This window comes from Ferrovibrio sp. GW821-FHT12E11, assembly GCF_058806975.1.
On the sequence record NZ_JBXAQG010000001.1, the window covers coordinates 2,221,351 to 2,247,291 of the forward strand.

24 protein-coding genes and 2 tRNA genes are annotated in these 25,941 nt (G+C 64.4%); 11 read left to right on the forward strand and 15 right to left on the reverse strand.

Translation table 11 applies throughout. The annotated features are described in order from the left end of the window. Positions 1-633: a glutathione S-transferase family protein gene (locus AC1ROT_RS11065; RefSeq protein ID WP_492973712.1), complete on the reverse strand. Its 633-nt coding sequence runs from the start codon at positions 631-633 to the stop codon at positions 1-3. A gap of 160 nt (positions 634-793) precedes the next feature. Here AC1ROT_RS11065 and AC1ROT_RS11070 point away from each other — a divergent pair. The 3 genes from AC1ROT_RS11070 (at position 794) to AC1ROT_RS11080 (ending at position 2,849) form a co-directional block, all read left to right on the forward strand. After that, a tRNA-Thr gene (locus tag AC1ROT_RS11070) sits at positions 794-868 on the forward strand. A gap of 217 nt (positions 869-1,085) precedes the next feature. Then, a complete protein-coding gene (locus AC1ROT_RS11075) occupies positions 1,086-1,610 on the forward strand; it encodes a PAS domain-containing protein (protein WP_492999018.1) in 525 nt (174 codons plus the stop codon). Positions 1,611-1,625: 15 nt separating this feature from the next. Then, a complete protein-coding gene (locus AC1ROT_RS11080) occupies positions 1,626-2,849 on the forward strand; it encodes a methyl-accepting chemotaxis protein (protein ID WP_492999020.1) in 1,224 nt (407 codons plus the stop codon). 2 nt (positions 2,850-2,851) lie between these two features. Here the strand turns inward: AC1ROT_RS11080 and AC1ROT_RS11085 are convergent, their stop codons facing one another. Continuing rightward, positions 2,852-3,298, reverse strand: a complete 447-nt coding sequence (locus AC1ROT_RS11085) for a PAS domain-containing protein (RefSeq protein WP_492999022.1) — start codon at positions 3,296-3,298, stop codon at positions 2,852-2,854. Between the two features lie 291 nt (positions 3,299-3,589). Between AC1ROT_RS11085 and AC1ROT_RS11090 the strand changes: the two genes are divergently transcribed. Continuing rightward, on the forward strand, positions 3,590-4,756 hold the full coding sequence (locus tag AC1ROT_RS11090) for a hypothetical protein (protein WP_492973716.1): 1,167 nt from the start codon (positions 3,590-3,592) through the stop codon (positions 4,754-4,756). Positions 4,757-4,799: 43 nt separating this feature from the next. Here the strand turns inward: AC1ROT_RS11090 and AC1ROT_RS11095 are convergent, their stop codons facing one another. Continuing rightward, a complete protein-coding gene (locus AC1ROT_RS11095) occupies positions 4,800-5,354 on the reverse strand; it encodes a hypothetical protein (RefSeq protein WP_492999024.1) in 555 nt (184 codons plus the stop codon). 200 nt (positions 5,355-5,554) lie between these two features. Here AC1ROT_RS11095 and AC1ROT_RS11100 point away from each other — a divergent pair, with 200 nt between their 5' ends. Then, a complete protein-coding gene (locus AC1ROT_RS11100) occupies positions 5,555-6,193 on the forward strand; it encodes an FMN-binding negative transcriptional regulator (RefSeq protein WP_492973718.1) in 639 nt (212 codons plus the stop codon). A gap of 78 nt (positions 6,194-6,271) precedes the next feature. Here the strand turns inward: AC1ROT_RS11100 and AC1ROT_RS11105 are convergent, their stop codons facing one another. The 5 genes from AC1ROT_RS11105 to AC1ROT_RS11125 all read right to left on the reverse strand — a co-directional run bounded on the left by AC1ROT_RS11105 (position 6,272) and on the right by AC1ROT_RS11125 (position 15,354). Further along, complete coding sequence (locus AC1ROT_RS11105) at positions 6,272-8,659, reverse strand: methyl-accepting chemotaxis protein (RefSeq protein ID WP_492999026.1); 2,388 nt, start codon at positions 8,657-8,659, stop codon at positions 6,272-6,274. A gap of 184 nt (positions 8,660-8,843) precedes the next feature. Next, the gene (locus AC1ROT_RS11110) at positions 8,844-9,989 is read right to left on the reverse strand and encodes a hypothetical protein (RefSeq protein ID WP_492999028.1); all 1,146 of its coding nucleotides are present in this window, start codon (positions 9,987-9,989) and stop codon (positions 8,844-8,846) included. A 92-nt stretch (positions 9,990-10,081) separates the two neighbouring features. Then, positions 10,082-12,514, reverse strand: a complete 2,433-nt coding sequence (locus AC1ROT_RS11115) for a methyl-accepting chemotaxis protein (RefSeq protein WP_492999030.1) — start codon at positions 12,512-12,514, stop codon at positions 10,082-10,084. Between the two features lie 218 nt (positions 12,515-12,732). Further along, positions 12,733-15,024: a methyl-accepting chemotaxis protein gene (locus AC1ROT_RS11120; RefSeq protein ID WP_492973779.1), complete on the reverse strand. Its 2,292-nt coding sequence runs from the start codon at positions 15,022-15,024 to the stop codon at positions 12,733-12,735. A gap of 93 nt (positions 15,025-15,117) precedes the next feature. Then, positions 15,118-15,354 carry a hypothetical protein gene (locus AC1ROT_RS11125; protein ID WP_492973778.1) on the reverse strand — a complete coding sequence of 79 codons (237 nt, stop codon included), beginning with the start codon at positions 15,352-15,354 and terminating at the stop codon, positions 15,118-15,120. A gap of 196 nt (positions 15,355-15,550) precedes the next feature. On the opposite strand from AC1ROT_RS11125, the gene AC1ROT_RS11130 reads away from it, so the two are divergent. Next, the gene (locus AC1ROT_RS11130; RefSeq protein ID WP_492999031.1) at positions 15,551-16,453 is read left to right on the forward strand and encodes an alpha/beta hydrolase family protein; all 903 of its coding nucleotides are present in this window, start codon (positions 15,551-15,553) and stop codon (positions 16,451-16,453) included. Positions 16,454-16,462: 9 nt separating this feature from the next. On the opposite strand, the gene AC1ROT_RS11135 is transcribed toward AC1ROT_RS11130, so the two are convergent. The 6 genes from AC1ROT_RS11135 to AC1ROT_RS11160 form a co-directional block, all read right to left on the reverse strand. Continuing rightward, positions 16,463-17,407, reverse strand: a complete 945-nt coding sequence (locus AC1ROT_RS11135; protein ID WP_492999032.1) for a hypothetical protein — start codon at positions 17,405-17,407, stop codon at positions 16,463-16,465. A gap of 4 nt (positions 17,408-17,411) precedes the next feature. Further along, positions 17,412-18,803, reverse strand: coding sequence for an MBOAT family O-acyltransferase (locus AC1ROT_RS11140; protein WP_492973775.1), 1,392 nt, complete (start codon positions 18,801-18,803; stop codon positions 17,412-17,414). Next, entirely contained in the window at positions 18,803-19,303 is a 501-nt protein-coding gene (locus AC1ROT_RS11145; protein ID WP_492999033.1) for a GNAT family N-acetyltransferase, read from the reverse strand. The genes AC1ROT_RS11140 and AC1ROT_RS11145 overlap by 1 nt, the downstream gene beginning before the upstream one ends. 6 nt (positions 19,304-19,309) lie before the next feature. Further along, positions 19,310-20,500 carry a class-II aminoacyl-tRNA synthetase family protein gene (locus tag AC1ROT_RS11150; protein ID WP_492999035.1) on the reverse strand — a complete coding sequence of 397 codons (1,191 nt, stop codon included), beginning with the start codon at positions 20,498-20,500 and terminating at the stop codon, positions 19,310-19,312. A 4-nt stretch (positions 20,501-20,504) separates the two neighbouring features. Continuing rightward, entirely contained in the window at positions 20,505-20,756 is a 252-nt protein-coding gene (locus AC1ROT_RS11155; RefSeq protein ID WP_492999037.1) for a hypothetical protein, read from the reverse strand. A gap of 119 nt (positions 20,757-20,875) precedes the next feature. After that, positions 20,876-20,950 (reverse strand) — tRNA-Val (locus AC1ROT_RS11160). Between the two features lie 182 nt (positions 20,951-21,132). Here AC1ROT_RS11160 and AC1ROT_RS11165 point away from each other — a divergent pair. Next, the gene (locus AC1ROT_RS11165; RefSeq protein ID WP_492973771.1) at positions 21,133-22,050 is read left to right on the forward strand and encodes an N-formylglutamate amidohydrolase; all 918 of its coding nucleotides are present in this window, start codon (positions 21,133-21,135) and stop codon (positions 22,048-22,050) included. A 114-nt stretch (positions 22,051-22,164) separates the two neighbouring features. Here AC1ROT_RS11165 and AC1ROT_RS11170 read toward each other — a convergent pair whose 3' ends face one another. Then, positions 22,165-22,635, reverse strand: a complete 471-nt coding sequence (locus AC1ROT_RS11170) for an Lrp/AsnC family transcriptional regulator (protein ID WP_492999039.1) — start codon at positions 22,633-22,635, stop codon at positions 22,165-22,167. Positions 22,636-22,768: 133 nt separating this feature from the next. On the opposite strand from AC1ROT_RS11170, the gene phhA reads away from it, so the two are divergent. From phhA to AC1ROT_RS11190, 4 genes are all read left to right on the forward strand, one after another. Further along, on the forward strand, positions 22,769-23,659 hold the full coding sequence (gene phhA / locus AC1ROT_RS11175) for a phenylalanine 4-monooxygenase (protein WP_492999041.1): 891 nt from the start codon (positions 22,769-22,771) through the stop codon (positions 23,657-23,659). A gap of 57 nt (positions 23,660-23,716) precedes the next feature. Then, positions 23,717-24,136: a hypothetical protein gene (locus AC1ROT_RS11180; protein WP_492999043.1), complete on the forward strand. Its 420-nt coding sequence runs from the start codon at positions 23,717-23,719 to the stop codon at positions 24,134-24,136. 79 nt (positions 24,137-24,215) lie between these two features. Then, positions 24,216-24,530, forward strand: a complete 315-nt coding sequence (locus tag AC1ROT_RS11185) for a hypothetical protein (RefSeq protein WP_492999045.1) — start codon at positions 24,216-24,218, stop codon at positions 24,528-24,530. Then, positions 24,527-25,939: a TolC family protein gene (locus tag AC1ROT_RS11190; protein WP_492999047.1), complete on the forward strand. Its 1,413-nt coding sequence runs from the start codon at positions 24,527-24,529 to the stop codon at positions 25,937-25,939. Before AC1ROT_RS11185 ends, AC1ROT_RS11190 begins: the two co-directional genes overlap by 4 nt. Positions 25,940-25,941: the final 2 nt, after the last annotated feature.

The window sequence follows — 25,941 nt, forward strand, 5'->3', positions numbered from 1 at the left end:
CTAGGCCGCGTCCTTGTCGGTGCGCGGCAGCAGTTCGTAGGGCGGCTTGAAACCCGGCAGGGCGGCGATGCGGTCGGCCCAGGCCTTCACATGGGGCCAGGCGGAGACATCGAACTTGCCCTCTTCCATATAGGCGACGATGCAGTAGACGCCGATATCGGCAATCGTCGGCCGTTCGGCGACCAGGAAGCTTTTGCCATCCAGCAGGTCGTTCAGCACGGTCAGGCCCGCATCGGCATGTTTGCGGGTATATTCCATCACCGCCGGATCGGCCTTGGCGAAACGCTCGAAGAAGCGCGTGCGGTTGATGCCTGGCTCCAGCCGGTCGGTTTCCCAGACCAGCCATTCGCGGATGCGCTGACGCTCTTCCGGCGTGGCGCCGCCGAACTGGCTGCTCTGCTCGGCGATGTATTCCAGGATGGTGTTGGCCTGGCACATGGTCTGGCCGTCATGGCGGATCGCCGGCACCTGGCCGTAGCGGTTGATCGCCAGGAATTCGGGGCTTTTATGCTGCCCCTTGGCCAGGTCGATATGGCGGTAATCGAAGGGCAGGCCGCACAGGCTGAGCATCAGCCCGACCTTGTAGGTGGGTGAGGACAGGAAACTGCCGTAAAGCGTGTAGGCCGCGGCCATAATGCGATAACCCCCCGGATATCCGCCAAGTGCCAGATATTCAGGATAAATATCTGGCTGTCCGTCGTCGTTTTGACCGGTTTTGCGGCTTGCCAACCGGCCGGTCGGGCCGTATTTTCCGCGCGCTGCCCACCGGGGTCAACCCGGCCGGGCCCGCCGTGCCGGCGTAGCTCAGGGGTAGAGCAAGACTTTCGTAAAGTCGAGGTCGGGGGTTCAATTCCCTCCGCCGGCACCATTTCCCCCCGCGCCATCCTTTCTCCGCTCCCCTGCGCGCTGTCCGTTCGCCGGCCGGCTGCTCTGCGCTGTCTTGTCCGGCAAGACGGTGGTGACTCGCTAAATCAGCGAGGCGATGGCATTTCGACAGATCGTCGCATGTGACCGCGTGTCTCTCACCGGTCCTGCCGCTGCGCGGCATACTCGCCGCACCTCGATAAAAAACGAAAGCCTCTCCCATGCCGCATCCCGTTCCCACCAAAACCGAACGCCAGTTCGGCGATGAGGAGATCATTGTCTCCAAGACCGATCTCAAGGGCCGCATCCTCTATGCCAACGATGTGTTCTGCCGCATCGGCCTGTATGCCGAGCATGACCTGATCGGCCAGCCGCACAGCATCCTGCGGCATCCCGACATGCCGCGCTGCGTGTTCCAGCTGCTGTGGGAGACCATTGCCGATGGCCGCGAGATTTTCGCCTATGTGAAAAACATGGCCAGGAATGGCGATTACTACTGGGTGTTTGCCCATGTCACGCCGAGCTTCGACGCGAAGGGAACCATCGACGGCTATCACTCCAACCGCCGTCGTCCCGACCGCGCCGTGCTGGACAGGGTGATTCCGCTGTATGCGCAGCTACTGGCAGAAGAAGCGAAGCATGCCGACCGCAAGCAGGGCCAGGCCGCCGGCTTCGCGCTGTTGCAGCAGATGCTGTCAGCCCGGGGCATGCCTTACGAAGAATTCGTTTTCTCTCTCGCCGCCTGACGCCTGGAGTTTGTCATGACCTTCTTTCTTGGCGGCCGCCATCGCGCCGCCCTCGATATCATTGCCGATGTCTGCGACCGTGCCGCCGCCGGCGATCTGGACGCCCGCATTGCCGATACCGAAAGCCATGGCGACCTGGCGCCGGCGCTGCAGTCGCTCAACCGTCTGCTCGACCGCACCGATGCCTTTATCCGCGAGGCCGGCGCCTCGTTGATGCATGCGGCCGAGGGCAAGTATTTCCGGCCCTTCCTGCTGCGCGGCATGCCGGGTGATTTCCGCCGCGGCGCGCAGATCATCAACACGGCGCGCGATGCCATGCGCCAGAAGGCCGAAACCGCCGCCGCTCTGGAAGGCCAGATCGCCGAAGAACGCGCCGCTGCCGAAGCGCGCGCCCGCGACGAGCGCACCAGGCTGGCGGACCAGTTCGAGGCCGAGGTGATGGGCATCGTGATGGCGGTGCAGGATGCGGCCCGCGGCCTGCAGGGCAATGCCGCCACCATGGCCGGCGAGATCCAGGCCGTGCATGCCAATGCGGAGTCGGTGGCCGGCGCGGCGCATCAGTCTTCAGCCAATGCCCAGGCGGTTGCCGCGGCGGCCGAACAGCTCAACGCCTCGATTGCCGAAATCCGTCATCAGGCCAGGGCGTCGCGCGAGGCCAGCAGCCAGGTGGCGGCGGAAGCGCAGCGCGCCAGCATCACGGTCGGCGAACTGGCGCAGGCCAACCGCAAGATCGACGACGTGATCGACTTCATCCGCTCGGTCGCCTTCCAGACCAACCTGCTCTCGCTCAATGCCAGCGTCGAGGCGGCGCGCGCCGGCGAGGCCGGCAAAGGTTTTGCCGTGGTGGCGCAGGAGGTGCGCAGCCTGGCGCAGAAGACGGCGGAGGCGGCGAAAAGCATCGCCGACCAGATCGGCGCCATCCAGCAGGCGTCGGAAAAGACCGCGACGGCGATCACGGCGATTGGCGCCCAGGCGGAAACCCTGAACCAGCAGGTCGGCAGCATCGCCGTGGCCGTGGCCGAGCAGGCCGGCGCCACTGCCGATATCAGCACCAACGTCAACGATGCGGCCATCGGCATCGAAAGCGTGTCGGACGGGATCGGCGATATCAGCACGGCCGCCGGCACCGCCGGCACGGCCGCCGGGGATGTCAGCCATGCGGCGGCGGCCCTGAACAGCCAGGCCGATCAGCTCGATGCGCAGGTGCGCCGGTTCCTCGGCCACATTCGCGCGATGTGAGGTTACTGGGGGCGGAAATACAGTGCCGCCAGCAGCAGCACTGGCTTTTCGCCGACCCCGAAGGGCAGCAGCAGCCGGTCATAGGCGGTGTGCTGGGCGCCGTCATTGAAATTGGCCGGCACGGTATCGGTCATCGGGCGGGCCAGCGTCAGGCAGCGGCGATAGCCGCTGGTGCTGGTAGAGGCGCGCAGGTCGAGGATCACTTCCGACAGGCGGCGGCCGGTCATGTCATGGCCCAGGCGGGCGGCGCTGATCGGGGAGAAGCGATGGAAATAGAAGTCGCCGTCTTCCAGCTGCTCGATCACATGGATGCGGTCGCTTAACGGGGCCAGGCTGTCGGACGGAAATTCGGCCCAGGCCGGAAACCGCCGACCGCCGGCCAGACGGCGCCATATCACCAGCAGGGCCTGCAGGTCGTCTGGCAAAGAGGTGTCCGGAGGGGGCTGCATACGATCCGTCTGATTATCAGACTCAGTCCTAGCACGGTCATTCCCTCATGGGCAGGGACCGATTTATCTATTTCAGGTTGCAGTTTTGATGATTTGACAGTGTCACACTGATTGAAACGATCTAAAAATGGGCAATAGCGCTATCGCACACATTTTCAAACTATAACTTTCAGTAGAATTTGGAATCGTGACAGTATGCCGATAATTCTTTACTGGCCTGGCGCCGTCGGGAGACCGCGTCAGGATCAGCCACCCGTGGGGATTGTAGGTATGGTGGGATCGGGCAGCGCGATGACGCTTACGAAAAAAACCAAACGGACCCGGAAGAATATTTCGCCCCTGCTGGAGAAGATTCTCTCCGACCGGTCGAATGTCGTCTTCAACGTGCCCAAGAAGGCGCGGCGCGCGAACAACAATTTTTTCGACAATGCGCGTCTGAACAAGGCGATCATCTTCAAGTATCCGAATTTCGAAATGGACATCGCCGATTTCGTCGCCGGCGAGAGCCTGAACAAGCAGGATCGTCCGGTCGAGACCTGTCTGTATTTCCCCTATGATTCGGTCATGCCGCAGGATGGCGGCCATGGCGTCTATCTGCGCGAAGCCGACTTCGCGGCCAAGCTGCGGTATTTCATCGGCATCGATCTGGAGACGGTGACGCCGGAAACCGCGCGCGATCTTGAACTGCTCAGCCTGATCGACGATATCCCATCGCTCGATCCCTTCCTGATGCGGGTGAAATTCGAGGAAGCCGACCTGGAAGTGGACGGCGATTTCCTCGGCCTCGACAAGGTCGAGGAGCTGAGCATCAAGAGCATCATCACCCGCGATGTCTTCCCGATCATCACCAAGGCCTTCCCCGAGCAGGTGATCAAGCGCAAGTCACGTTCTCTGGCCGATTTCATCAATGGCCTGTGGAACAGTCAGAGCCCGGAAGCGGCGATGTTCATCGAGGCCTTCGGCCTCGACAAGTCGCAGAGCCACCGCATCCTCACCGCCTGGAAGGGCGTCGCCTATTACGAATACAAATACGCTGAAAACATCCGCAAGAGCACCGAGATGATCCGGTGGCTGCAGTCGAAGGATTCAGAGCCTTATGATCTTGCCATGTTCGGCCATCTGAAAGACCTCTATCAGATGAACCGCAAGGCGACGATCGAGCAGATGAAGGCTCTGACCGCCAGCACGGCCAGCATTTTCAAGAATTATCGCGACTGTCATTCGCAATTCCTGGAGAACAAGCCCGAGGCCTTCCGCAAATTCCTGCAGAATGCCAATGATCATTTCTGGGCGCTGGGTTTCTGCGTCAATGCGCTCGATCACTGCAACTACCTGTTTGAATCGGAAGTCGCCGACAAGCCGGGTATGAAGCTGCGCTACGACCAGTTCGAGATTTTCCTCGGCAAGATCAAGATCACCGTCGACCGCAACATCAATCCGGAAAACCACCTCAACTGAACCCGCTGGCTGCGCCATCATCTGGCGCGCAGTCTCCTCGCACTCAGTGGGTGGCGACCTTCTCGGTCGCATAGCCGAGATTGATCAGCAGCTGCCGCTCCAGGTCGCCGCCCTGGCCGGTGATGCGCTGGGCCAGCAGCAGGTAGATCGCATCGATATGGATGGCGACGATCCGGAACTCGGCGCCGGTCGGCATGTCGATCTGGTTGAGGAAGTCGTGCAGGCCCTTGGCCAGGTCGGTCAGCAGCTGGTAGCCGAAGGTGCCGGCCATGCCCTTGATGTCGAAGGCCAGCTCGCGCAGCTGCGGCAGCAGGAAGATCAGGGCGAAATCATCCTTTTCCACCCCGGCCAGCAGGTAGCGCAGTTCCGCCAGCCGGCCGAGGATTTCGGCTTCAAATCCGGGTACGGCGGCGGCGATCACGCCCTCCAGCCGTCGCTTCATCTCTGGCGGCAGGGTGAATTCCAGGCCCTTCTGGCGGTTCACCGCGCGGCGGCGCAGCTCCTGCGATGCCTTGATGAGCCGCGGCCGCTCGGCCTTTGCGGCCAGAGCGGCGCGGGACGTCGTCGCGGAGGGCAGGGCGGATTCATCCAGGGCCATGGCCGGCATAATCTACAGTAGAATGATGAATGTCGCGCGGGCTTTTCTCTTTCTGCGGGTGTAAATTTGATAACCCATATGGCGGGCCGGGGCTGGCCGGACTGGCACGCGGGGGCAATTTCGATGCAATTCTGCTGTTGCGGCGGGGCCGCCCGCCCCGTAGATGCTCGGGTGACCCGCCCGCCAGCCCGGATGCCCCCATGTATGTGCCTGCCCATTTCGCCCAGCGCGACACCGCCCCGGTCTTCGACCTGATCGAGCAGAATGCCTTCGGCCTGCTGCTCTCCACCAAGGAGGGCCTGATCGGCAGCCATGTGCCGTTTCTGCTGAATCGGCCCGGCGAGCATGGCGCCGGCGAGCATGGCACCCTGATCTGCCATCTGGCTGCCGCCAACCCGCAGGCCGCCCTGCTCGACGGCCAGGAGGTGCTGTGCATCTTCCAAGGCGTGCATGGCTATGTCTCGCCGAACTGGTATGCCAAGAAGCCGGCGGTGCCGACCTGGAACTACCGCGTGGCGCATGCCTATGGCACCGCGACGGTGACGCGCGATCCGGCGGTGCTGCGCGGCATTGTCGATCGCCTGTCGAAAATCTACGAAGGCCCCGATGGCTGGAAGCTGGATGACGAGCCGGCGAGCTATTTCGAAGGCATGGCGCGCGGCATTGTCGGGATCGAGATTCCGATCGCGCGGCTCGAAGGCAAGGACAAGCTGAGCCAGAACCGTCCGCTTGCCGATATCGATGGCGTGATCGCCAATCTGCGGCGTCTGGGTGGCGCGGGCAATCAGGCGCTGGCCGATGCGATGGCGCCCATCGCCGAGAAGAAGCGCAGCGCATAAAAAAAGCCCGGTATCGCTACCGGGCTTTGATTTCTTTTTGTCATTCCCGCTTTTTTGCGGGAATGACGACGGAATGATTTAGTCCGCCGCGTCTTTCATCTCTTCCGGTGCGTCGCTGTCGTTGGCGGCACTGCTGCCGTCGACGCGGAAATGCCCGACCAGTTCAGCCAGCTGCCGCGCCTGGTTCGCCATGGCCTGGGCAGATGCATTGGTCTCCTCGACCAGCGCGCCGTTGCGCTGGGTCATCTCGTCCATGTTGACCACCGCGCCGTTGACCTCTTCCAGGCCGCGCGACTGCTCGGCACTGGCCGCCGCGATCTCGGCCACGATGTCCGACACCTTCTTTACCGCCGTCACGATCTCGGTCAGCGAGCTGCCGGCCTGGTTCACCAGGGCCGCGCCGGACTTCACCTGCGCGTTGGAGGCCGAGATCAGGCCCTTGATTTGCTTGCTGGCATCGGCCGAGCGCTGCGCCAGGGTGCGCACCTCCTGCGCCACCACGGCAAAGCCCTTGCCGGCCTCGCCGGCTCTTGCCGCTTCGACCGATGCATTGAGCGCCAGCAGGTTGGTCTGGAAGGCGATCTCGTCGATCAGGCCGACGATATCGCTGATCTTCTGGGCGCTGCCCTCGATCTCGCCCATCGCCGCAACCGCCTGGGTCACCACCCCGCCGCCCTTCTCCGCCGTGTCGCGCGCCACCCCGGCCAGCTGATTCGCCGCCTGGGCATTGTCGGCATTCTGCTTCACCGTCGCCGTCACCTGATGCATCGAGGCGGCCGTCTGTTCCAGCGCCGCCGCCTGGCTCTCCGTCCGGCTCGCCAGATCCTGGCTGCCGGTCGAGATCTCCGCAGACGCGTCGCGCACCGCGGCAGCCGCAGTGTTCAGCTGCACCATCGTGCTGGCCAGCCGCTCGCTCACCTGATTGGCATCGCCGGTCAACTGGGCGAACAGGCCTTCATACTGGTTGCGGATGCGATGGGTCAGATCGCCATCGGCCAGCTTGTGCAGCATGGTGCCGAGATCGCCGAGCGCGCGCTCCACCGTGCCGAGCAACTGGTTGACGCCGCCGCCCAGCTCCTGCATCACGCCGGCGATGCGGCTGGTGTCGATGCGTTCGCTGAGCCGGCCGGCATTGGCGGCATTGACGATATCGCCCACCGCGCTTTTCAGCAGCGCTTCCTGGGCCTGGCGTTCGGCCTCGAAGCGGCTGCGGTCAGCTTCGATCTGCGTCTGCAGCGCCTGGGCTTCCTGGCCCTGGTCCTTGAATACCTGTACGGCGCGCGCCATGTCGCCGATCTCGTCGCTGCGCTCGGTACCGACCACATCGGCGCTCCAGTCGCGTTTGGCCAGCCGGTCCATGGTGCCGGTGGTGGCCACGATCGGATCAATGACGCGGCGGCCGACATAGAGCCAGCCGATCGCCACGGCCGCAATCAGGCAGATGACCGCGATGATCGCCATCACCGTTTGTGCAATGTCGATCGCCGAGAGCGAGGCCTTTGACGACCGCGCCGCATCGGCGCGGGCCGAGGCGACAAGCTGGTCGACCGCATCGGCCAGCGCCAGCGTCGCCGAACGGCCTTCGCTGAGCGCTGACAGGCCCTGGCGCTGGGCCGCCAGTTCCGCAAGGCGCACGCTGAACAGGCCGTTCTCGCCTTCGCTCACCTTGGCGATGCCGCTGACCATTTCGGCGATTTCCTTGTTGGGGAAGATCGCTTCGACGGTGTCGAGCGTGCGCAGCATCTCGGCCTTGGTGTTGATGTTGTCGACCTGGATCAGCTCCACCGCCTCCAGGCTGTCGGCCTGGGCGGCCACCGCCAGCATGCCGACGCTCAGATTGGTCTTGGCCACCAGGTCCTGCAGGGCGCGGCTGCCGGCGACCTGCTTGTCGAGGATGCTCTGGATCATTTCCGAGGCGCCGCTGCCGGTGGCGCGCGACACCAGCTCGAATTCCATCGTCATGTCCATCACCGCCTGGTCCACCGCCGGCTGGGCCAGGAACAGGAAGTTGGCGTGATTGTCGGTCATGGTCTTGGTCAGCGCCTGGCGCTTGCCGTTCAGCACCAGCCGTTCCTTCACGGCGGTGTCGATGCTGGCCATGGCGTCCGACAGGCGGGCGAAAGCCTGCTCGACTTCCTCGCGGGTTTCCGCCGGCGCGTCGCTGGCCTTCACCTGCGCCAGCGTGCGGCCGATCTGGGTCAGCTTGCCCTGCAGCACGGCGCCGGCGGTGCTGCGTTCGGAATCATTGGTGGCATAGGCGAGCGCCGGGGCCGAGGCGGCCAGATCGGCGCTCTGGGCGGCCAGGGTCAGCGCGCTGCTCACCGCCGGTAGGCTGCGCTCGGTCAGCATGCTCAGGGCGCCGCGCACCTGGCCGAAGAAGGCAAATGAAACCAGACTGGAGACGACCGCCATGGCGGCGATGACGCCAACAGCGAGCAATAACTTCTGACGGATGCCGAAACGCATTCTTGCGCTCCCCCTGAATACCCCACTGATGACTAGAGTGCGCCGCCACAAAGAGGCGTGCAACCCTTGATCCGCAGGCAGAGTGCCGCAGGCTGTCTAAAACATGGTTAAGGCATACCTAGGGGTTATGCGATGCAGGGTTGCATGCACAAGGGAGCAGCGTTTGCACAACGCTACGGCGTTTTTACGCCTCGTGAATGCGACGGATGCCGTCCAGCAGGTCGATCAGGTTGCCGCTCGGCAGTTTCCGCATCGGAAACCGCTCGGTCGAGCGCTCCCAGATATTGTGGGAATGACTGAGCCGCGACAGGCCGTCACCCAGGGCCCAGAAGGTATCCTTGGATTTCTTCAGGAAATCGATGAAGGCGCCGCCGTTTTCCTTGTTCACGAACAGGGCGTCGAAACTCTGGTGATACTGCTGCAGCAGGCCGCTCACCTGCATCCAGGTCTTCGACCGCGCATGCTGGGCTTCGTCGCGCAGGCGGGCGATCTCGGCCTGCTGGCTGCCGTAGCCGGAATCGCGCGGTTCGGCGCCGCCGCTCAGCCAGGCCCCGACCCGCTTCCACTTCGCCTCGTTGCGATGGAAGTCGTAATCGAAATAGATCGTGCCCTTCCAGGCATAGACGATGCCCGGTGCGTCGGCGGGATCGATGCGAAAGGCCTCGATCACCGGACGCAGCGCCTCGGCATCCTTGGCCTCCCACAATTTCTGGGTGAGGCGGTCGACGGCCAGCGTCGAATCCTTCTGGTCGCTCTGGCCCTGCATGGCGAAGCCGGCCACCGCCGTCATCTTCTCGCGCACGAAGCTCTTGATCGCCGCCAGTTCGGCCGCCGGGATTTCCAGATAGGCCTCGTTGACCGGGATCGCCTCGATTTCCAGGCGGTCGCGGATCAGGAAGGGATCGAGCGAGGGCAGGCCGTCGATCAGCTCCAGCAGGTTGCGGTCGTGATAGAAATGGTCGGCATTCAGCTCCGGCGAAGTGGCCAGATGTTCGGCCATCACCGGATCCAGCTGCGGATCGGAGAGCAGCACGGTCTTGCCACCCTCGTAAATGTTGCGTTCGTTGAAGGCGAGATACAGCTTGGTCTGCACTGGCCGGCCATCGCTGAGCTGGTCACGCTCCTGCATGGAGGGACTGTATTTGACCAGGACCAGATTGTTGGCCTTGCGGCTCTTGAAGAACAGCGGCTCGTCATGGGCCGCGCCATTGCCCTGCGCGCCGGCCCTGGCGGCATTCTGGCGCAGCCGCAGGGTCTGATCGAGCAGGTTGAGGACGCGCGACGAGCCGGAATCCAGCATCGGGCGCAGATATTTCTCTCCGGAAGACATGGCCGGGAAGCTAGTGGCGGACGCGGCGCGGCGAAACTGTAAAAACGGTAATGTGCCGCGCCATTTGTCCGGGGTTCAGGCGGGAACCGCGTTCAGAACTCCTGCCAGTCGTCATCATCGGCCGCTTTCGGCGCCGGCTTGGGCGCCGGGGCTGCGGCTGGCTTCGGCGGCGGGGCCGCCGGTGCCGGCTTGGCGGCCGCGACGGGTTTTGCCGCAGCCGGCTTCACCACTGCCGTCTTTGCGGCTGCCGGGGGCGCCGCGACGGCTGTTGAGGGTTTTGCGGCCGCCGACGGAGCTGCTGACGGGGTGGCCGGCATGGTGCCGCCCAGTCTGAAGAAGCCGACCAGTTCGGCAAGCTGACGGCCCTGGTTGGCGAGCGCCTGGGCAGAAGCGGAGGTTTCCTCGACCAGGGCGCCGTTGCGCTGGGTCATCTCGTCCATCTGGCCCACGGCGGTATTCACCTGCTCCAGGCCGCTGGCCTGCTCGCGGCTGGCGGCAGCGATCTCGGCGACGATATCCGACACTTTCTTGATTGCGCCGACGATCTCGGTCAGCGAGGCTCCGGTCTGGTTGACCAGGGCCGCGCCGGTTTTCACCTGGGCATTCGAGGTCGAGATCAGCGCCTTGATGTCCTTCGACGCATTGGCCGAGCGCTGGGCCAGTGCGCGCACTTCCTGGGCGACGACGGCGAAGCCTTTGCCGGCCTCGCCGGCGCGCGCCGCTTCCACGCTCGCATTCAGCGCCAGCAGGTTGGTCTGGAAGGCGATCTCGTCGATCAGGCCCACGATGTCGCTGATCTTCTGCGCGCTTTCCTCGATCTGCGTCACGGCCGTCACCGCATTGGCCACCACGCTGCCGCCCTTTTCGGCGGTATCGCGCGCCGCTGTCGCCAGCTGGTTGGCGGCCTGGGCGTTGTCGGCATTCTGCTTCACGGTCGTCGTGATCTCATGCATCGACGCGGCGGTTTCCTCGATCGAGGCCGCCTGGCTTTCCGTGCGGCTGGCCAGATCCTGGCTGCCGCTGGAGATTTCGCCCGAGGCATCGCGCACGGTACGTGCCGTATCGTTCAGCTGTCCGGCGAAATCGCGCAGCTTTTCCGACAGCGCAGTGGCGCCGGTTTTCAGCTGGCCGAAGATACCCGGATAGTCGCGCGACAGCTTGTGGGTCAGGTCGCCGCCGGCCATGGCGCTGATCGCGGTGGCGATCTCGCCGGTCATCGCCTGGCATTTGTCGGACATGGTGTTGATCGCTTCACCCAGCGCCTTGATGAATCCGCTCTTGGTGCTGACATCGACGCGCTCGGCAAAGCCCTTGTCGGTGGCGCCTTCGATCAGCTCCACAACCTCGTTGCCAAGCCGGATCTCTTCGGTGCGGTCGGCCCATTCCACCACGGTGCCGACGCGTTCGCCGCGCTTGTTGACGGCGGGATTGGCGATCAGGTCGAAGCTGCGGCCGCCAACCGTGATGCGGGTGCGGTAGGTGTCCTTCAGCCTGGACAGCATGGCGGTCTGATGCGCCGGGTTCTTGTGGAAGATATCGATCTTCTTGCCGATCAGGTCTTCCGCATTGAAATGCGGCAGGTCGCGCTTGATGTCGGATTCTGCCGTTTTCAGCGTGGCGATCACTGCGCGGTTGCAATAGACGATGACATTGTCCTCGTCGGCAATCATCACATTGGCGGTGACATTCTCCAGGCCGCTTTCGGCGCGCGCCGCACCGACCGAGGTCTGCTTCAGCGCGTTGACGGCGCGAGCCAGCTTGCCGACCTCGTCGCCGCGATCCAGATAGCCGATCTCGATGCGCAGGTTGTTGTCAGCCAGTTCGCCGGTCCAGCCGGCGATCTTCGGCAGCGGCCGCAGCAGCATCCGGGTCAGCAGCACGGCGATCACGCCGCCAATCACGATGGCGATGAGGCCGGCGATGATCAGGTTCATGGCGATATGATCGCCGAACGCGTCGATGCGCTCTTTCAGCACGCCGGCATAGAGAATGCCGCTGACCTTGCCGGCGGAGTCATAAATCGGGTGATAGACGGTGTAATAGGGTTTGCCCAGAATCACCGCCTCGCCCAGATAGGTGCGGCCCTGGGTCACTGGGCCATAGGCAGCACTGCCCTTGCCCAGCGGCGTGCCGACCGCGCGCTTGCCTTCGGCATTGATGATATTGGTGGTCTTGCGGAAGAAGTCCTGCTCGGCATCCTGCCAGCGGAAGACGGTGGCGGTTTCGCCGGTCACCCTGCCGATCTCGTCGATCATGTCATGATTGTCGAAATCCGGGATCGTCGTCATGGTCACGCGGCCGACGCGGCCCTGGGCATCGATATCGAATTTGGTATCGGGGAAGCTCTTGCGCACCAGCACCGCCAGGGTGCGCAGGCTGTTGTTCTGGCGCTGGATCACCTGCTCGGCCAGTTCGCCGCGGATGCGCCAGATGGCGGCGCCGCCAACTGCGGCGGCCGTGAGAACGATCAGGGTGGCCACGACAAGCGTGATCTTGGTGACGAGCGGCAGGCGGCCGATCAGCATGAGGTCCCTCGGGGCAAAATTATTGACGCTGGTCAAGACGATACGGGGCATGCCCGCAGAACGGGCAGGGTCATAAAATCAGTAAATCAAATCTGCGGGTAATGATTTTTTGATAAGGCGATAGGAAACACCTATAGCCCCCGCGGTGTGGTCCGCGCACGGATCATCCTGCGGTGCGGCGAAGGCGCTGGGCCAACCATTATGGTTACCGCGACGCCTCAGATGCGGAAGAATCGCACCAGCTCGGCCAGTCGTGCGGCCTGATCCGCCATCGACTGGGTTACGGCTGTATTTTCTTCCACCAGCGCGGCATTGCGCTGGGTCATCTCATCCATCTGGCCAACCGCCGTGTTGATCTGATCGAGGCCGGTGGCCTGCTCGCGCGAGGCCGCGGCAATCTCGGCCACGATATCGGTCACCTTCTTCACGGCGGCGACGATCTCGGTCAGCGACGATCCGGCCTGGTTCACCAGCGTTGCACCGGTCTTCACCTGCGCATTGGACGTCGCGATCAGGCCCTTGATGTCCTTGCTGGCATTGGCCGAGCGTTGCGCCAGCGCGCGTACTTCCTGCGCCACCACGGCAAAGCCCTTGCCAGCCTCGCCGGCACGCGCCGCTTCCACCGAGGCATTCAGCGCCAGCAGGTTGGTCTGGAAGGCGATCTCGTCGATCAGGCCGATGATATCGGAAATCTTTCTGGCGCTGTCCTCGATCTGCGTCACGGCGGTGACCGCATTGGCGACCACGCTGCCGCCTTTTTCCGCCGTGTCGCGCGCCATGGTGGCGAGCTGGCTTGCGGCCTGGGCGTTGTCAGCATTCTGTTTCACGGTTGCCGTGATCTCGTGCATGGAGGCGGCGGTTTCCTCGATCGAGGCGGCCTGGCTTTCCGTGCGGCTGGCCAGATCCTGGTTGCCGGCCATCAGTTCGGACGAGGCGTTATGAACGGCATTGGTGCTGTCGCCAAGCTGGGCGGCGATCTCGCGCAGGCGCTGGGCCATGCGGTTGGCGGCATCTTTCAGGCGGCCGAAGGCGCCGTCATAGGCGCCGCTGACCTGGCGGTTCACCTCGCCTTCCGCCATGCCACCCATCACCGCGGTGAATTCGCCCACCACATTGTCCAGCGTGGCGGCCAGACCATTCATCTGCCGCGACAGGTCGAGGAACACGCCGCTCTTGCCCGTCTCGTCGATACGGCTGTCGATCTTGCCGGCGGCAATCGCCGTGCAGAAGGCGGCGATCTCACGACTGATCGCCTCGTTGCGGGTCATCTCTTCGTCCTGGGCGCGCTGCTGCGCGGTGACGCGATCGCGTTCTTCCGCTTCCAGGCGCTGGGCCTGGCCCGCACTTTCGCGCAGGCCTTCCAGTGCGGTGGTGATGCGGCCGAGTTCATCCGGGTTCTGCGCCGGCGGTACCGGCGTGTGGTAATCGCGCTGGCGCAGCGCGTCGACCGAAACCAGCAGGCGATGCACCGGGCCGGCAAAGCGGCGGCGCAGCACCACGATACCCACCAGCGCCAGCAGCAGCGCCACGGCGACGGCGGCGCCGGCAGTCATCAGGCGACGCTCGGCAGCATCCTGTTCGCGGTCGGCATAGGCGATCGCTTCATCCAGCGCGATATAGGCCAGCCCGACGATCTGCTCGAACGGCCCCTGGCAGAGCGCGTTCCAGTCGTTCGGGCTCATCACCGGATTGCCGCTGCCATCCAGCTTGGCGACCACCGCATCGATGCCGGCCTGCGCCTTGTCATGAGCGGCCTTGGCATCGCGCACGGCTTTCAGGATCGACGGCATCACGCCGTTGCGGCTGATCTGGTCCTCCAGGCCTTCCCAGCCGGCCTGCACGATGCCGCGATTGCGCAGCAGCGTGGTGCGCTGGGTGTCGTCGAGCGGCTTGTTGGTGTTGATGTTCTGGCGCTGGATCGAGCACTGGATGCCATAGCGGTCGCGGATCTGCCAGGCGAGGCGGCGCACCTGCACCAGCTCGGCGATCAGCGGATCGAGAATGCGGATTTCGTTGCTCACCACGGCGGAGGTGGCGTTCACCGCATTGATCAGCCCGGTGGTGGAATTGTACCAGTCGTTGGTGTTGGCGATGGCGCGGCTGGCCTTGGGCTTGTCGCCTTCTGCCAGCAGGCTGGGGAATTTGCCGTCCACAATGCTCCATTGCTCGGCGATGGCGGCCTTCAGCTTCGCCTGGTCGGGGACGTCGAGGCCGACAAAGGCCTGCTGCACGCTGGCATAGCGCCTGGCGTAATCCGCCTTGATGGTTTCCATCGCGGCACGGCCATTATCCAGCGAGAGGATGTCGGCCTGAGCCTGGCCGCGCTGCACGCGGAAATTGGCGACGCCATCGAACAGCAGCCGGTCGGCGCGGGCCAGGGCGAGGATCTTGCCCTTTTCGGCGGCGGCCAGCTGGGCATCGCGCATCTGCACCAGGGTGACCACGAGGCCGACGGTGCCCAGCAACAGGATGATGGCCAGCAGCAGGCGGTTGAGCGAATGACGGAACATGATGGCCCCCGGCGGGCCGCTCAGACGACCCGTTAGATGAGAATTGGGCCGTATGCTATTCCCTGTTTCGTTTCCTAAAACCTAAAATCTTGATTATGCGTGTGAATTTTCGACTTCCCGGGTGTATTTGCCGCTCTGGACCAGGGCCTGCAGGGTAATCAGGCGCTCTTCGCCGCCGGACTCCAGTTTTCGGATGGCGGCATGCTCGGGCAGGTTCGGCAGGGCGACGATGCGTTCGACGCGCCAGCGCGCCCGCGCGGGTCCGGGCAAAAAGCGCGAATGTTCAATGAATACGCTGCCCACCGGAACGGCTGCCGCTTCACTCGCCATGCTGTGACCTTCCCCGCAATGGCTCGGCCATTGACCCTTGGCCAGCCTGCCCACTGTCGGATGAGTATGCTTAATTTTTTCTGAATGAAAAAGCCCAGTTTTCCGGGTTTTTTGGCGAATAGGAGGCGATCCAATTCCCGTAATGGTCGCCGGCTGCCATCTGTGATAGCACTGCGCGGCAAAGGGGGGACCGCCGATGCGCCCGTTGCTCTACGCCCTGGTTGTAATCCCGTTGCTGGCCGTCCTGACGGCCTCGGCCGGCGCGCAGACCATCGCCATCGGACCCCAGGCCGCCCCGGACGGCCCCGCCCGTATGCAGCTGCACTGGATCTGGTCCTTCGTCGATGGCCAGCAGAAGCAGCAGGTGCTGCAGCTGCGCAGCTGCCGCCCGCCAGGCGAGGCGCCGGCGCCGGTGGCGGTGATCAACCATGGTTCCCCGGCCAAGGCCTCCCTGCGTCCGACCATGAAGCCATCCACCTGTGAGTCGGAAGTGGCGCAGTGGTTCCTGCAGCGCGGCTATGTCGTCGCCTTTCCGCTGCGCCGCGGCTATGGCGAGACCGGCGGCGACTGGGTCGAGAATTACGGCAGCTGCTCGCGGCCGAACTTCCATCATGCCGGCCTGGCCAGTGCCGACGATATCGATGCCGCCGTGCGTTACGTGACGACGCTGTCCTATGTGCAGCCGGGCCGCACGCTGGTGGTCGGCCAGTCGGCCGGCGGCTGGGCCACCATCGCCTATGCCAGCCGCAATCCGCAGGGCATCGCCGGGCTGATCAATTTCGCCGGTGGCCGCGGCGGCTGGGCCGAAGAAAAGCCCAACACCAACTGCACGCCCGACGCGCTGGTGGAGGCGGCCGGCCGCTATGGCGCCACGGCGCGGCAACCGATGCTCTGGGTCTATACCGAAAACGACACCTTCTTCGCGCCGGCCTTATCGAAAGCGATGTACGACAAGTTCACCGCCGCCGGCGGCAAGGCGCAGTTCACCGCGCTCGGTCCCTGGGGCAAGGACGGCCACGGCCTGTTTTTTGGGACCAACGGCGCGAAGACCTGGGGTCCGGTGGTGGAAAAATATCTCGCCACGCTGCCGAAGCCGTAAGGCTGCAGCTCAGCGGAAGCAGCGCGCCGCGATCTGGTCGCGGATGATGGCGGAATAGGCCTGGGCGCCGGGACCGTTGGTATGGGCGCCATCGCGGTAATACTGATGATTATCGAAGACATCCGCCAGGCGCGGATCGTCGGGCGCGGTGAGGTCGCAGAGTTTTTTCACGCCGGCCAGACTCTGCCGCATGGCATCGTTGACCGGCTGCATTTCCGTCAGCCGCGTGCGGTCGTAGCGATACATCGGCGTCATCACCACCACCAGTTCGGCATCATGGCGGCGCACGGCAGTGGCGATGGCCTCCAGCATGGCGAGGCCCGAGGGCGAGGGCTGCGCGACCGGTCCGCCGGTGATCGGATCCGACGCCGGCCGCGCCATGGCGCCTTGCAGCGGCTGAAAACCGGTGTCGGAAGCTTGCATCGGCTGGCGCAGGCCGCGCAGCGCGGTCGCGCCGATGCCGCGATAGCGATAGAAGCCCGAGCGCAGTTTGAGTCGCGCCAGCAGCTTGCCGCCGGTCACCCAGGTCTCGAACTGCGGGTCCAGCGTGGCAAAGGGCGCGAAACGTGCCAGGTGACTGACATTCGGCCCGTTGAGGCCGCTGATCACATCGGCCGGATCGAAGCCGTAGATCACGCGGCGCACACTGCCGGCCGGCAGCACGTTCAGCAGCGTGGCGACGTAATAGCCGCTCTGGCCGTCTTCGGCGGCATTGTAGGTCTTGCCGCCGATCACCACGGGATCGAGAGCGTAATGCGCGCCGGACGCGCCGAGGATCACGGTCTCGGCGCCCGACCTCTGCACGCGCGCCGCCGGATTGAAGGACGAGGCGGCGAACAGCCGGTCGAAGACGAGGCCATAAAGCTGGTCGCAGATCGCCAGCGCCAGCGCCACCGTGACGACGGCGATGCCGACCTGGCGCCGCGTTGCCGGGCCCTTGAGTGTCGGACGCATCGGCTCAGAACCGGAAGTAGATGAAATTCCGGGCATCGTCATTTCCCAACAGGACCGTGGCCACCACAAAGCCGAAGATCAGTGCCGCGCGCAGTGTAACAGACGTGAAGCGGAAGCCGGGGCGGAAATGAATCACGGCTTCCACCGCCAGCATCAGCACGGCGCCGATCAGCGCGGTGCGCGAGATGTCGATCTTGGCGGTGGCCGGCGCCAGCGTCACCAGCGCGCCGAGCAGCTCGCCATACTGGCCGAGCGAGGCGGCGCGGATGATGCCGAAGCTGATCACCACCACCATCATAGTGGCGGCGATGTTGAGGCTGCGGCGCCAGGCGGCATCGCGTGCGCCCGGCAGGGCCGGCAGCGCCTTGTGCGTCAGCATCAGCGTGGCCTGCAGCGCGCCGAACAGCAGATAGGTGCCTTCGGCGCCATGCCATAGGCCCATGGTGATCCAGGTGACATAGGAGGCGACGGCCTCCTTCCACCAGCGCGTCCATTTGGTGTGCTTGACCAGCAGCAGCGCGGTGGGGCGATAGACATAGTCGCCGATCCAGCGCGTCAGCGAGATATGCCAGCGCTGCCAGAAATCGGTCAGCGTCTGGGCGAAGAAGGGCTGGCGGAAATTCACCGTCAGCGCCACGCCGAACAGGTTGCCGGCGCCGACCGCGATCATCGAATAGCCGCCGAAATCGGCCAGCAGCTGCAGCACGAAACCGGCAAAGGCGACCAGCGCATTGCTCCAGCCGCCGGCAGCGCCGGTATTGTAGGCGCTGTCGACCACGCCGCCGAGACGGTCGCCCACCACCTCTTTCAGGAAGACGCCATAGGCGATCAGCAGCAGGCCGTTCAGCACCATCTCCGGCGTCGGCCGCAGGAACTCCCACAGCGGCTTGGCCAGCTGCGGATAGCGTTCGATCGGGCCGGACAGCAGCGTCGGATAGAAGGAGGCGAACAACGCCAGCCGCACGAGGTTGCGGTCGGCCGGATAATTGCGGCGATGCACGTCGATCAGATAGCCGCAGCAGGCGAAGCTGTAGAAGCTGAGGCCGACCGGCACCAGCACGGCGCCATAGCCGCCGAAATTCAGCCCCGAGACCGGCAGCAGCTGGTCGAGGCCGTCGAGCCAGACCGGCAGGTATTTGTAGACGGCGAGCGGCGACAGCACCGCGGCGACAGCCAGCAGAATGCCGCCCATGCCGCGCGGCTTGGCGCCGAGCCACAGACCGAGCAGCCAGGTGGCGAGAATGATCGCCGCCAGCAGCGGCGGGAAGCGCCAGTCGATGGCGCCATAGAGCAGCGCGGCGGCCAGCAGCAGCAGCAGGCGGCGCGGCCAGGCTGGCAGCACGGCGGCCAGCGCCGCCGTGATCAGGATGCCGCCGGTATGCAGCAGAAGATCCATCAGGCCTGTTCCAGGACGCGCTGCATCAGGATGCGGTCGCGCCAGCCATCATCCATGCGCACGCCTTGTGCCACGCGGCCGACATGGTGGAAGCCGGCTTTCTCCAGGCAGCGCACGGACGCCGTGTTGCCCTCGACGATCCACGCCGTCACCACATGAAGCTGCGCCGGATTGCTGCGGCAGAAGGCTTCGATAGCGGCTGGCGTCAGGCCACGCCCGCGCGCCGTCACATCGCCGAGCACGAACCACAGGTTGGCGATGCGGTCATGGCTGTCGATGCTGTCCAGCGCGATCAGCCCCTGCGGTTCTGTCTCTGCACCAGTGCCGAAAACCGTCCACAGCTGGTCGCGCCGGCGCAGGCCGAGCGTCAGCGCCTGCGCGGTGAGGCCGCCCTGGCGCAGGTTGGAGGACAGCAGGGCGTTGGTGGCGGGATCGTTGAGCCAGCCGGCAATCGCTACGCAGTCCTCGGCCGTGGCGGGACGCAGATGCGGCACGGTCATGCGGTGTTACTGCTGCAGCGCGTCGGCGGCGCGCCAGGCGGCATGGTCGCGGCGCAGGCCTTCGGGCCACTTGGCCGGATCGAGGCCATGCTGCATGACGATGGCAATCGCCAGGCGTTCGAGGCCGAAGCCGAGGCAGCCGGTATTGGCGCGCATGCCGTCGACGCGGATATCGAAGGCCTTGCCGAAGGTGGCCGAATGCAGGTTCGACGACAGCACCGCCAGCGTCTTGCCGGTGCCCGGCAGCACGGCGCGGTATTCGTATTTCATCGCCAGCCGGTGCTGGTGCACGGCCTTGGCTTCGTAATCGTCGGTGAAGAAGGGATCGTTGGCCGGCAGCAGCTCGCCATAGAGCGACCAGGCCGTGGCCCAGTCCTGGATCATGCGCATCGATGTCTCGCGCGTCTCGCGCACGTAATCGGCCGAGCCGAGGAAGACGATCTCGCGCAGCGTGAATTCCATCAGACGGCCGGGATCGCTGTGATTGGCCGATTCATAGCGGTGGCAGCGCGTCACGGCCGTCACGGCCTCGTTGCCGGCCAGCTGCGTGCCGGTGCGCGCGGCATAGCAGTGGTAGCAGGTGGAGGGATTATGCACGAGCGCCACCGGCGCCAGTTCGCCGGCTGCCGGCTGCGTGTTCTGCACCGAGGCGCGCGCCCGCGAGGCAAAGGCATCCAGCACCTGCAGGTCCTCGGTCAGATGCGAGATGAAATGCAGATGCTCGGGGAAGGCGCGCAGATGCTGGGTCAGCGCCAGCTGCTCGATCGGGATGACGTTCGGATAGATCTCGTCGCGCGCGCTGAAGGCGCGGGCGAAACGCCACATCAGCGTCCAGTCGAGGAAGCGCATCAGGTCGCTGTAGGGCGGCCGCAGGATGAACAGGCCCGGCGCGGTCGGCTGGAACAGGGTCGGATCGATCTCGGACACGGCTTTGGTCAGGGTGTCCGGGGCCGGCAGGGTGAAGCTGGGGATCAGCGGCGGCAGTTCGACATTGCCAAAGCGCTTGCACAGGATGGCGAAGCCGTCATCGACCTGCTGCTGGCCCAGGTCTTCGGCGCTTTCCAGCCACCAGGCCTCATTCTCGATCCAGACCCGGCGCACCGAGGGGTGGATATAGGCGGCGGCATAGCGCACCAAGTCGCGGCCATGCGCCGGGATGGCGACGGTGGATTTGACCCGGAACAGCGCGGCAGCCATGGTCTCAGCCGGCCTTGGACTGGATGGCGGCGGCGATGCCCGAGACCTTGCGCATCTGGCCATCGTAGAAATCGGCGCTGGAGAGGTCGACATTCCAGCTCGACAGCACGAAGGCAATCAGCTCCACCATGCCGAAGCTGTCGATATAGCCGCCGTCGATCAGGTCGACCTCGGGCGTCAGCAGCGGATCGCTGGCGTTGCTCGGGTCCATCTGGCGCAGAAACGCAATCAAGGCAGCGGCAACATCCTGCGCCATATCGGAAAATCCCCTGTTCACCGCCGGCTCGAAACAGCCCGGTCAGGCCTGTGGCCCGCGTTTATAGAAAGCGGTGCGAGGACTAGCAAGGGGTGAGTGCCAGGGCCGGGGCCGGCGCGTGGTGGGCGGTACAAGGATCGAACTTGTGACCCCTACCATGTCAAGGTAGTGCTCTACCGCTGAGCTAACCGCCCATTACGCGCAACCGCCGGTCTTCAGGGAAAACCGTCGGGTCCGGGGGTCGACCGGACGGCTGGCTTTTAATGGCTGCGACGCCGGTTGGCAAGTCCCGCCCGGATGCCCCATATTCTCCTGCCAGTTGCCCCAGTATCCGGTCGGCCCGGGATTTCCCCGTCCGGCAGCTTTCCAGGTCCGAATGACAAGCAGCGCCACGCTCAAAACCCGCCGGTTCCAGCCCGATCCGGAATTCCCCAACGATCCGCCGATCCGGGTGACTTTGCCGGTGGCCGGACGCAGCGCCCTGGTGCTGTCCTCGCCCCATTCGGGCGATATCTACCCGGCCAGCTTCAAGGCCTTCAGCCAGCTCGACGCGCTGTCGCTGCGCCGCTCCGAGGATGCCTTCATCCACGATCTCTACAAGGCGGGGCCGTCGCTCGGCGCGCCGCTGCTGGAAGCGCTGTTCCCGCGGGCCTATTGCGATCCCAACCGCGCCGCCTACGAACTCGATCCCGGCATGTTCGATACGCCGCTGCCGCCGCATGTGGTCACCGACAGCAGCAAGATCGGCGCCGGGCTCGGCACCATCGCCCGCGTCGTCGCCGGCGGCATGGAAATCTACAAGGGCAAGATTCCGTTTTCCGAAGCCGAACGCCGGGTCGAGACCTGCTGGCGGCCCTATCACGATGCGCTTGAGGCCCTGCTGACCGAGGCCAAGGCGCATCACGGCGTGGCCCTGCTGCTCGACTGCCATTCGATGCCCAGCGTCGGCGGCAACAACATGCCCGACGCCGGCATGCGCCGCGCCGATATGGTGCTGGGCGATTTCCATGGCGTCTCCTGCGCCGGCCGGCTGGTCGATCGCGTCGAGGATTACCTGAAATCCTGCGGTTTCGGCGTGGCGCGCAACAAGCCCTATGCCGGCGGCTATATCACCCAGCATTACGCGCGCCGCGATGCCGGCATCCATACGCTGCAGCTTGAGATCAACCGCGATCTCTATATGGACGAGGCCAAGATCGTGAAGTCGGTCGGCTTCGACCGCGTGCAGAAAGCCATGACCGGCCTGACCGAACTGCTGATTTCGTCGGCGACGCCGGCGTTTCTGAACAAGTAGAATTTTAAAGATCGAGTGTCATGGCCGGGCTTGTCCCGGCCATCCACGCGCTTTTCTGAAAATCCGACGACGTGGATGCCCGGATCAAGTCCGGGCATGACACCATATGGGGATTTATCTCGCCTCCAGCGGCAGCGCCGTCGTCCGCTTGATGGTGTGCAGCACGATGGAGCTGCGCACGGCGCGCACGCCCGGCACGCGCAGCAGATGCTGCGATAGAAAATCGGCGAAGCTTTTTAAATCCTTCGCCACGATGCGCAGCACGAAATCGGCCTCGCCGGTCACCGAATAGCATTCCTGGATTTCGGGAAACCGCGTCACGGCTGATTCAAACGCATCCATCTGCTCGGCCTGGCGTTCCAGCGAGATATTGGAAAAGGCCATCACCGTGAGGCCGACCGCTTCCGGATTCAGCAGCGCCGCATAGGCGGCGATCACCCCGTCCTCCTCCAGGCGCGACAGCCGCCGGCTCACCTGGCTGGCCGAGAGCCCCACCGCCTCGGCCAGGGCTGCATTGGGCTGCCGGCCGTCGCCCTGCAGGGCCGAGAGCAGTTTCAGGTCGAAAACATCCAGATCCGGGGTCATGCGTGATTCCTGCAATTTCAGGAATAATATGCCAGAAGATTGCGCATATGACGAAAATAAACCGAATATCGCGCGGATATTGCGTGAAAACGGCGATATCCTCGGAAGACATTCATCCTTCCGGGAGGCCGCCATGGCTGTCCGCGACATCGACCCAAATAGCGATGGGGACCTGGAGATCGCTGCCGATTTCACCCATCCGCAGCCCCTGCATCGCTATACGGCCGAGGATCACGCGGTCTGGCGCGACCTGTTCAAACGCCAGGCGGCCCTGCTGCCCGGTCGCGCCTGCCAGCAGTTCCTCGACGGTCTGACCGGGTTGGGCATGGCCGCGGATGGCATTCCGGATTTCGAACGGCTTTCGGATGTGCTGGAGAAGGCGACCGGCTGGCGCATCGTCTGCGTGCCGGGGCTGGTGCCCGACGATGTGTTCTTCGGCCATCTGGCGGCGCGGCGCTTCCCGGTCACCTGGTGGATCCGCAAGCGTGCGCAGCTCGATTACATCCAGGAGCCGGATTGCTTCCATGACATCTACGGCCATGTGCCGCTGCTGATGAATCCGGTCTTCGCCGATTACATGGAAGCCTATGGCAAGGGTGGTTTGAAGGCGAATGGTCTGAACGCGCTGCATCACCTGGCGCGGCTCTACTGGTACACGGTGGAATTCGGCCTGATCGAACAGGCCGACGGCTCCTTGCGCATCTACGGCAGCGGCATTCTCTCCTCCAAGACCGAAAGCGTCTTCTGCCTCGACTCTGATGCGCCCAACCGTGTGCGCTTCGATCTCATGCGGGTGATGCGCACGCGTTACCGCATCGACACATTTCAGAAGACCTATTTCGTCATCAAAAGCTTTGAAGAGCTGTTCGAAGCGACGCGGCCCGATTTCACGCCGCTCTATGCCGCACTGAAGGACAAGGCCGATTACGCCGCCGCCGATGTGATGCCGCAGGATGCCGTGATCACGCGCGGGACGCTGAACGCAAAAGATGGCGGCTGGGAAAACGATACCGCCGACGCGTGACATCATGGCAAGGATCGCGCTTGACCTTCCCCGATGGGAAGCTTTTATAGTCACTACATGTCTGTGTATTTCCGCCCGCATCGCCCGTCGAGACTGCGCCGTTTCTGCGCGCTGACCGCGGCGCTTGGCCTGTTGTTCGCGGCGACTGTGGCCTCGGTCACGCATAGTGTCGCAATGCCGATGATGCCGGCCATGTCAGTGGAAGCCATCAGTGTGCCGGATCATCACGCGGTGACACCATCTTCCGCCGCCGCGCATGACTGCGGCGGCAGCATGGCGGCTGACGACATGCCGACGCCGTCTACGCCCTGCGAGCAGGGCTGCCTGCTGTGTAAAAGCTGTTCGCTCGCTAGTGTCTTGCTGCCGGCCGCACCGTCAGTGATCACCTCCGGTGCCTATCACGACTACCAGCCGGCTCCCGTTCTGGCACCTGCCGGCATCTCGCCCGCCCAGCCGAACGAACCTCCTCGACACTGATCTGCATCGGAACTGCGACTGCCGGCACAACCGTCAGTCGCAGTACAGCCGTATTGCACATCATGCTGAGGGTGATTCCATGTCTTCGAGTTTCCAGACTGTAGCGTTCGCGCTGCTGATTGCGGCGGTTCCACTTGCCGCAAGCGCTGCCGATCCATCCGATCCAACGGTCGCTGTGCCGCCGCCCGACTATCAGTCGGCCTTCGCTGCCTATCGCAAGGCAGCCTTTGATGAAAAACGTGACTGGCGCCAGGCGAACGATGCCGTGCGCGCTGCCGGCGGCCATGCCGGCGCTTTGAAAGACGACCCGTCCGCGGATGCCGCGCGGGCGGCCCCCGCTATGCCGATGATGCAGGACCCGCATGGTCATCGCCATGGAGGACGTCAGCCATGATGACCATTCAGAAAAGCATCGCGGTGCTCGCGCTGGCTGCTGTCACCACCGGCTGTGCCGGACCGGTGGCGGAGCGTGCCTTCAATGAGGTTGCGACCACGGCCGAACAGCGCATCGGCCAGCGGCCGACCTGGATCAAGAATGATGAGGACGCCCGTGCGGTGCGCGATACGCTCGACCGCCTGCTGACCAGGCCGCTAACGGCGGACGACGCCGTGCAGGTGGCTTTGCTCAACAACCGGCGCCTGCAGAGCAGCTTTTCTGAACTGGGCATCAGTGCCGCCGATCTCACCGCCTCTTGGCGGCCGGCCAATCCTGGCATCAGTTACGCACGGCTGCGCCGCGGCAACGAAACCGAAATCGAACGCGGCATCAGCATCGATGCTTTCAGTCTTTTGCTTCTGCCATTTGCCGCCGGGATCGAAGATCGGCGCTTCGAGGCCACCAAGCTACGCACCGCCACCGAAGTTCTGGCGCTGGCGGCGCAGACCCGGAAGGCCTGGTACGAGGCGGTGGCGGCGGAACAGACGGCGAAATATGTCGGGCAGATCCGCGAGGCGGCCGAAACCCAGGCAGACCTAGCTCGCCGTATGAAACAGGTCGGCAATACCAACGCGCTCGGGCTTCTGCGCGAACAGATTTTCTATGCCGATGCTACGGCGCGGCTGGCAAAGAGCCGCGTGATGGCGGTGGCGACGCGCGAGCGTCTGACCCGCCTGATGGGCCTGTGGGGTAACGACACCGGCTTCAGTCTGCCCGAGCGCCTGCCCGATATTCCCGCCACGCCACGCCGTGTTGAAAGTATCGAGGCACAGGCGATTGCCGAGCGGCTAGATGTGCAGTTGGCGAAAGCCGATCTCGCCGCCACCAGAAAAGCCTATGGCCTGACCAACGTCACGCGGTTCATCAACGTGCTGGAGGTGGGCTATCAGCGCAACAGCGACACCGGCAAGGCGGACCAGAAAGGCTACGAGATTTCACTCGAGGTGCCGCTATTCGATTTCGGCGATGCCAAGGCGACGCGTGCCGAGCATTATTATCTGCAGGCGGTCAACACCCTGGCCGATACCGCCGTGCAGGCACGCTCGGCGGCGCGCGAAAGCTATCTCGCCTATCGCGCGGCCTACGACCTGTCGCGGCATTACCAGACCGAGATCATCCCGCTGCGTCAGAAAGCCAGCGAGGAAATGGTGCTGCGCTACAACGGCATGCTGATCAGCACGTTCGAACTGCTGGCCGATGCACGCGAACAGATTGCCGATGTCTCGGCGGCGCTGGAGGTCCAGCGCGATTTCTGGATCGCCGATACCGATCTCAGTTTCGTCACCATCGCCCCGGTCGACAGCGGCGGCATGGCGGGCAGCAGCAACAGCCTGCTGCCGCGCCGTTCGGCTTCGGCCGCGCATTGAGG

Bases quoted from the DNA above. Each gene is read 5' to 3' on its own strand.
- AC1ROT_RS11065 (WP_492973712.1), bottom strand. From the start codon at position 633: ATGGCCGCGGCCTACACGCTTTACGGCAGTTTCCTGTCCTCACCCACC.
- phhA (WP_492999041.1), top strand. From the start codon at position 22,769: ATGGCTGTCCGCGACATCGACCCAAATAGCGATGGGGACCTGGAGATC.
- AC1ROT_RS11095 (WP_492999024.1), bottom strand. From the start codon at position 5,354: ATGGCCCTGGATGAATCCGCCCTGCCCTCCGCGACGACGTCCCGCGCC.
- AC1ROT_RS11180 (WP_492999043.1), top strand. From the start codon at position 23,717: ATGTCTGTGTATTTCCGCCCGCATCGCCCGTCGAGACTGCGCCGTTTC.
- AC1ROT_RS11090 (WP_492973716.1), top strand. From the start codon at position 3,590: ATGACGCTTACGAAAAAAACCAAACGGACCCGGAAGAATATTTCGCCC.
- AC1ROT_RS11190 (WP_492999047.1), top strand. From the start codon at position 24,527: ATGATGACCATTCAGAAAAGCATCGCGGTGCTCGCGCTGGCTGCTGTC.
- AC1ROT_RS11145 (WP_492999033.1), bottom strand. From the start codon at position 19,303: ATGACCGTGCCGCATCTGCGTCCCGCCACGGCCGAGGACTGCGTAGCG.
- AC1ROT_RS11130 (WP_492999031.1), top strand. From the start codon at position 15,551: ATGCGCCCGTTGCTCTACGCCCTGGTTGTAATCCCGTTGCTGGCCGTC.
- AC1ROT_RS11120 (WP_492973779.1), bottom strand. From the start codon at position 15,024: ATGTTCCGTCATTCGCTCAACCGCCTGCTGCTGGCCATCATCCTGTTG.
- AC1ROT_RS11085 (WP_492999022.1), bottom strand. From the start codon at position 3,298: ATGCAGCCCCCTCCGGACACCTCTTTGCCAGACGACCTGCAGGCCCTG.
- AC1ROT_RS11155 (WP_492999037.1), bottom strand. From the start codon at position 20,756: ATGGCGCAGGATGTTGCCGCTGCCTTGATTGCGTTTCTGCGCCAGATG.
- AC1ROT_RS11075 (WP_492999018.1), top strand. From the start codon at position 1,086: ATGCCGCATCCCGTTCCCACCAAAACCGAACGCCAGTTCGGCGATGAG.
- AC1ROT_RS11105 (WP_492999026.1), bottom strand. From the start codon at position 8,659: ATGCGTTTCGGCATCCGTCAGAAGTTATTGCTCGCTGTTGGCGTCATC.
- AC1ROT_RS11125 (WP_492973778.1), bottom strand. From the start codon at position 15,354: ATGGCGAGTGAAGCGGCAGCCGTTCCGGTGGGCAGCGTATTCATTGAA.
- AC1ROT_RS11115 (WP_492999030.1), bottom strand. From the start codon at position 12,514: ATGCTGATCGGCCGCCTGCCGCTCGTCACCAAGATCACGCTTGTCGTG.
- AC1ROT_RS11100 (WP_492973718.1), top strand. From the start codon at position 5,555: ATGTATGTGCCTGCCCATTTCGCCCAGCGCGACACCGCCCCGGTCTTC.
- AC1ROT_RS11170 (WP_492999039.1), bottom strand. From the start codon at position 22,635: ATGACCCCGGATCTGGATGTTTTCGACCTGAAACTGCTCTCGGCCCTG.
- AC1ROT_RS11185 (WP_492999045.1), top strand. From the start codon at position 24,216: ATGTCTTCGAGTTTCCAGACTGTAGCGTTCGCGCTGCTGATTGCGGCG.
- AC1ROT_RS11135 (WP_492999032.1), bottom strand. From the start codon at position 17,407: ATGCGTCCGACACTCAAGGGCCCGGCAACGCGGCGCCAGGTCGGCATC.
- AC1ROT_RS11110 (WP_492999028.1), bottom strand. From the start codon at position 9,989: ATGTCTTCCGGAGAGAAATATCTGCGCCCGATGCTGGATTCCGGCTCG.
- AC1ROT_RS11165 (WP_492973771.1), top strand. From the start codon at position 21,133: ATGACAAGCAGCGCCACGCTCAAAACCCGCCGGTTCCAGCCCGATCCG.
- AC1ROT_RS11150 (WP_492999035.1), bottom strand. From the start codon at position 20,500: ATGGCTGCCGCGCTGTTCCGGGTCAAATCCACCGTCGCCATCCCGGCG.
- AC1ROT_RS11140 (WP_492973775.1), bottom strand. From the start codon at position 18,803: ATGGATCTTCTGCTGCATACCGGCGGCATCCTGATCACGGCGGCGCTG.
- AC1ROT_RS11080 (WP_492999020.1), top strand. From the start codon at position 1,626: ATGACCTTCTTTCTTGGCGGCCGCCATCGCGCCGCCCTCGATATCATT.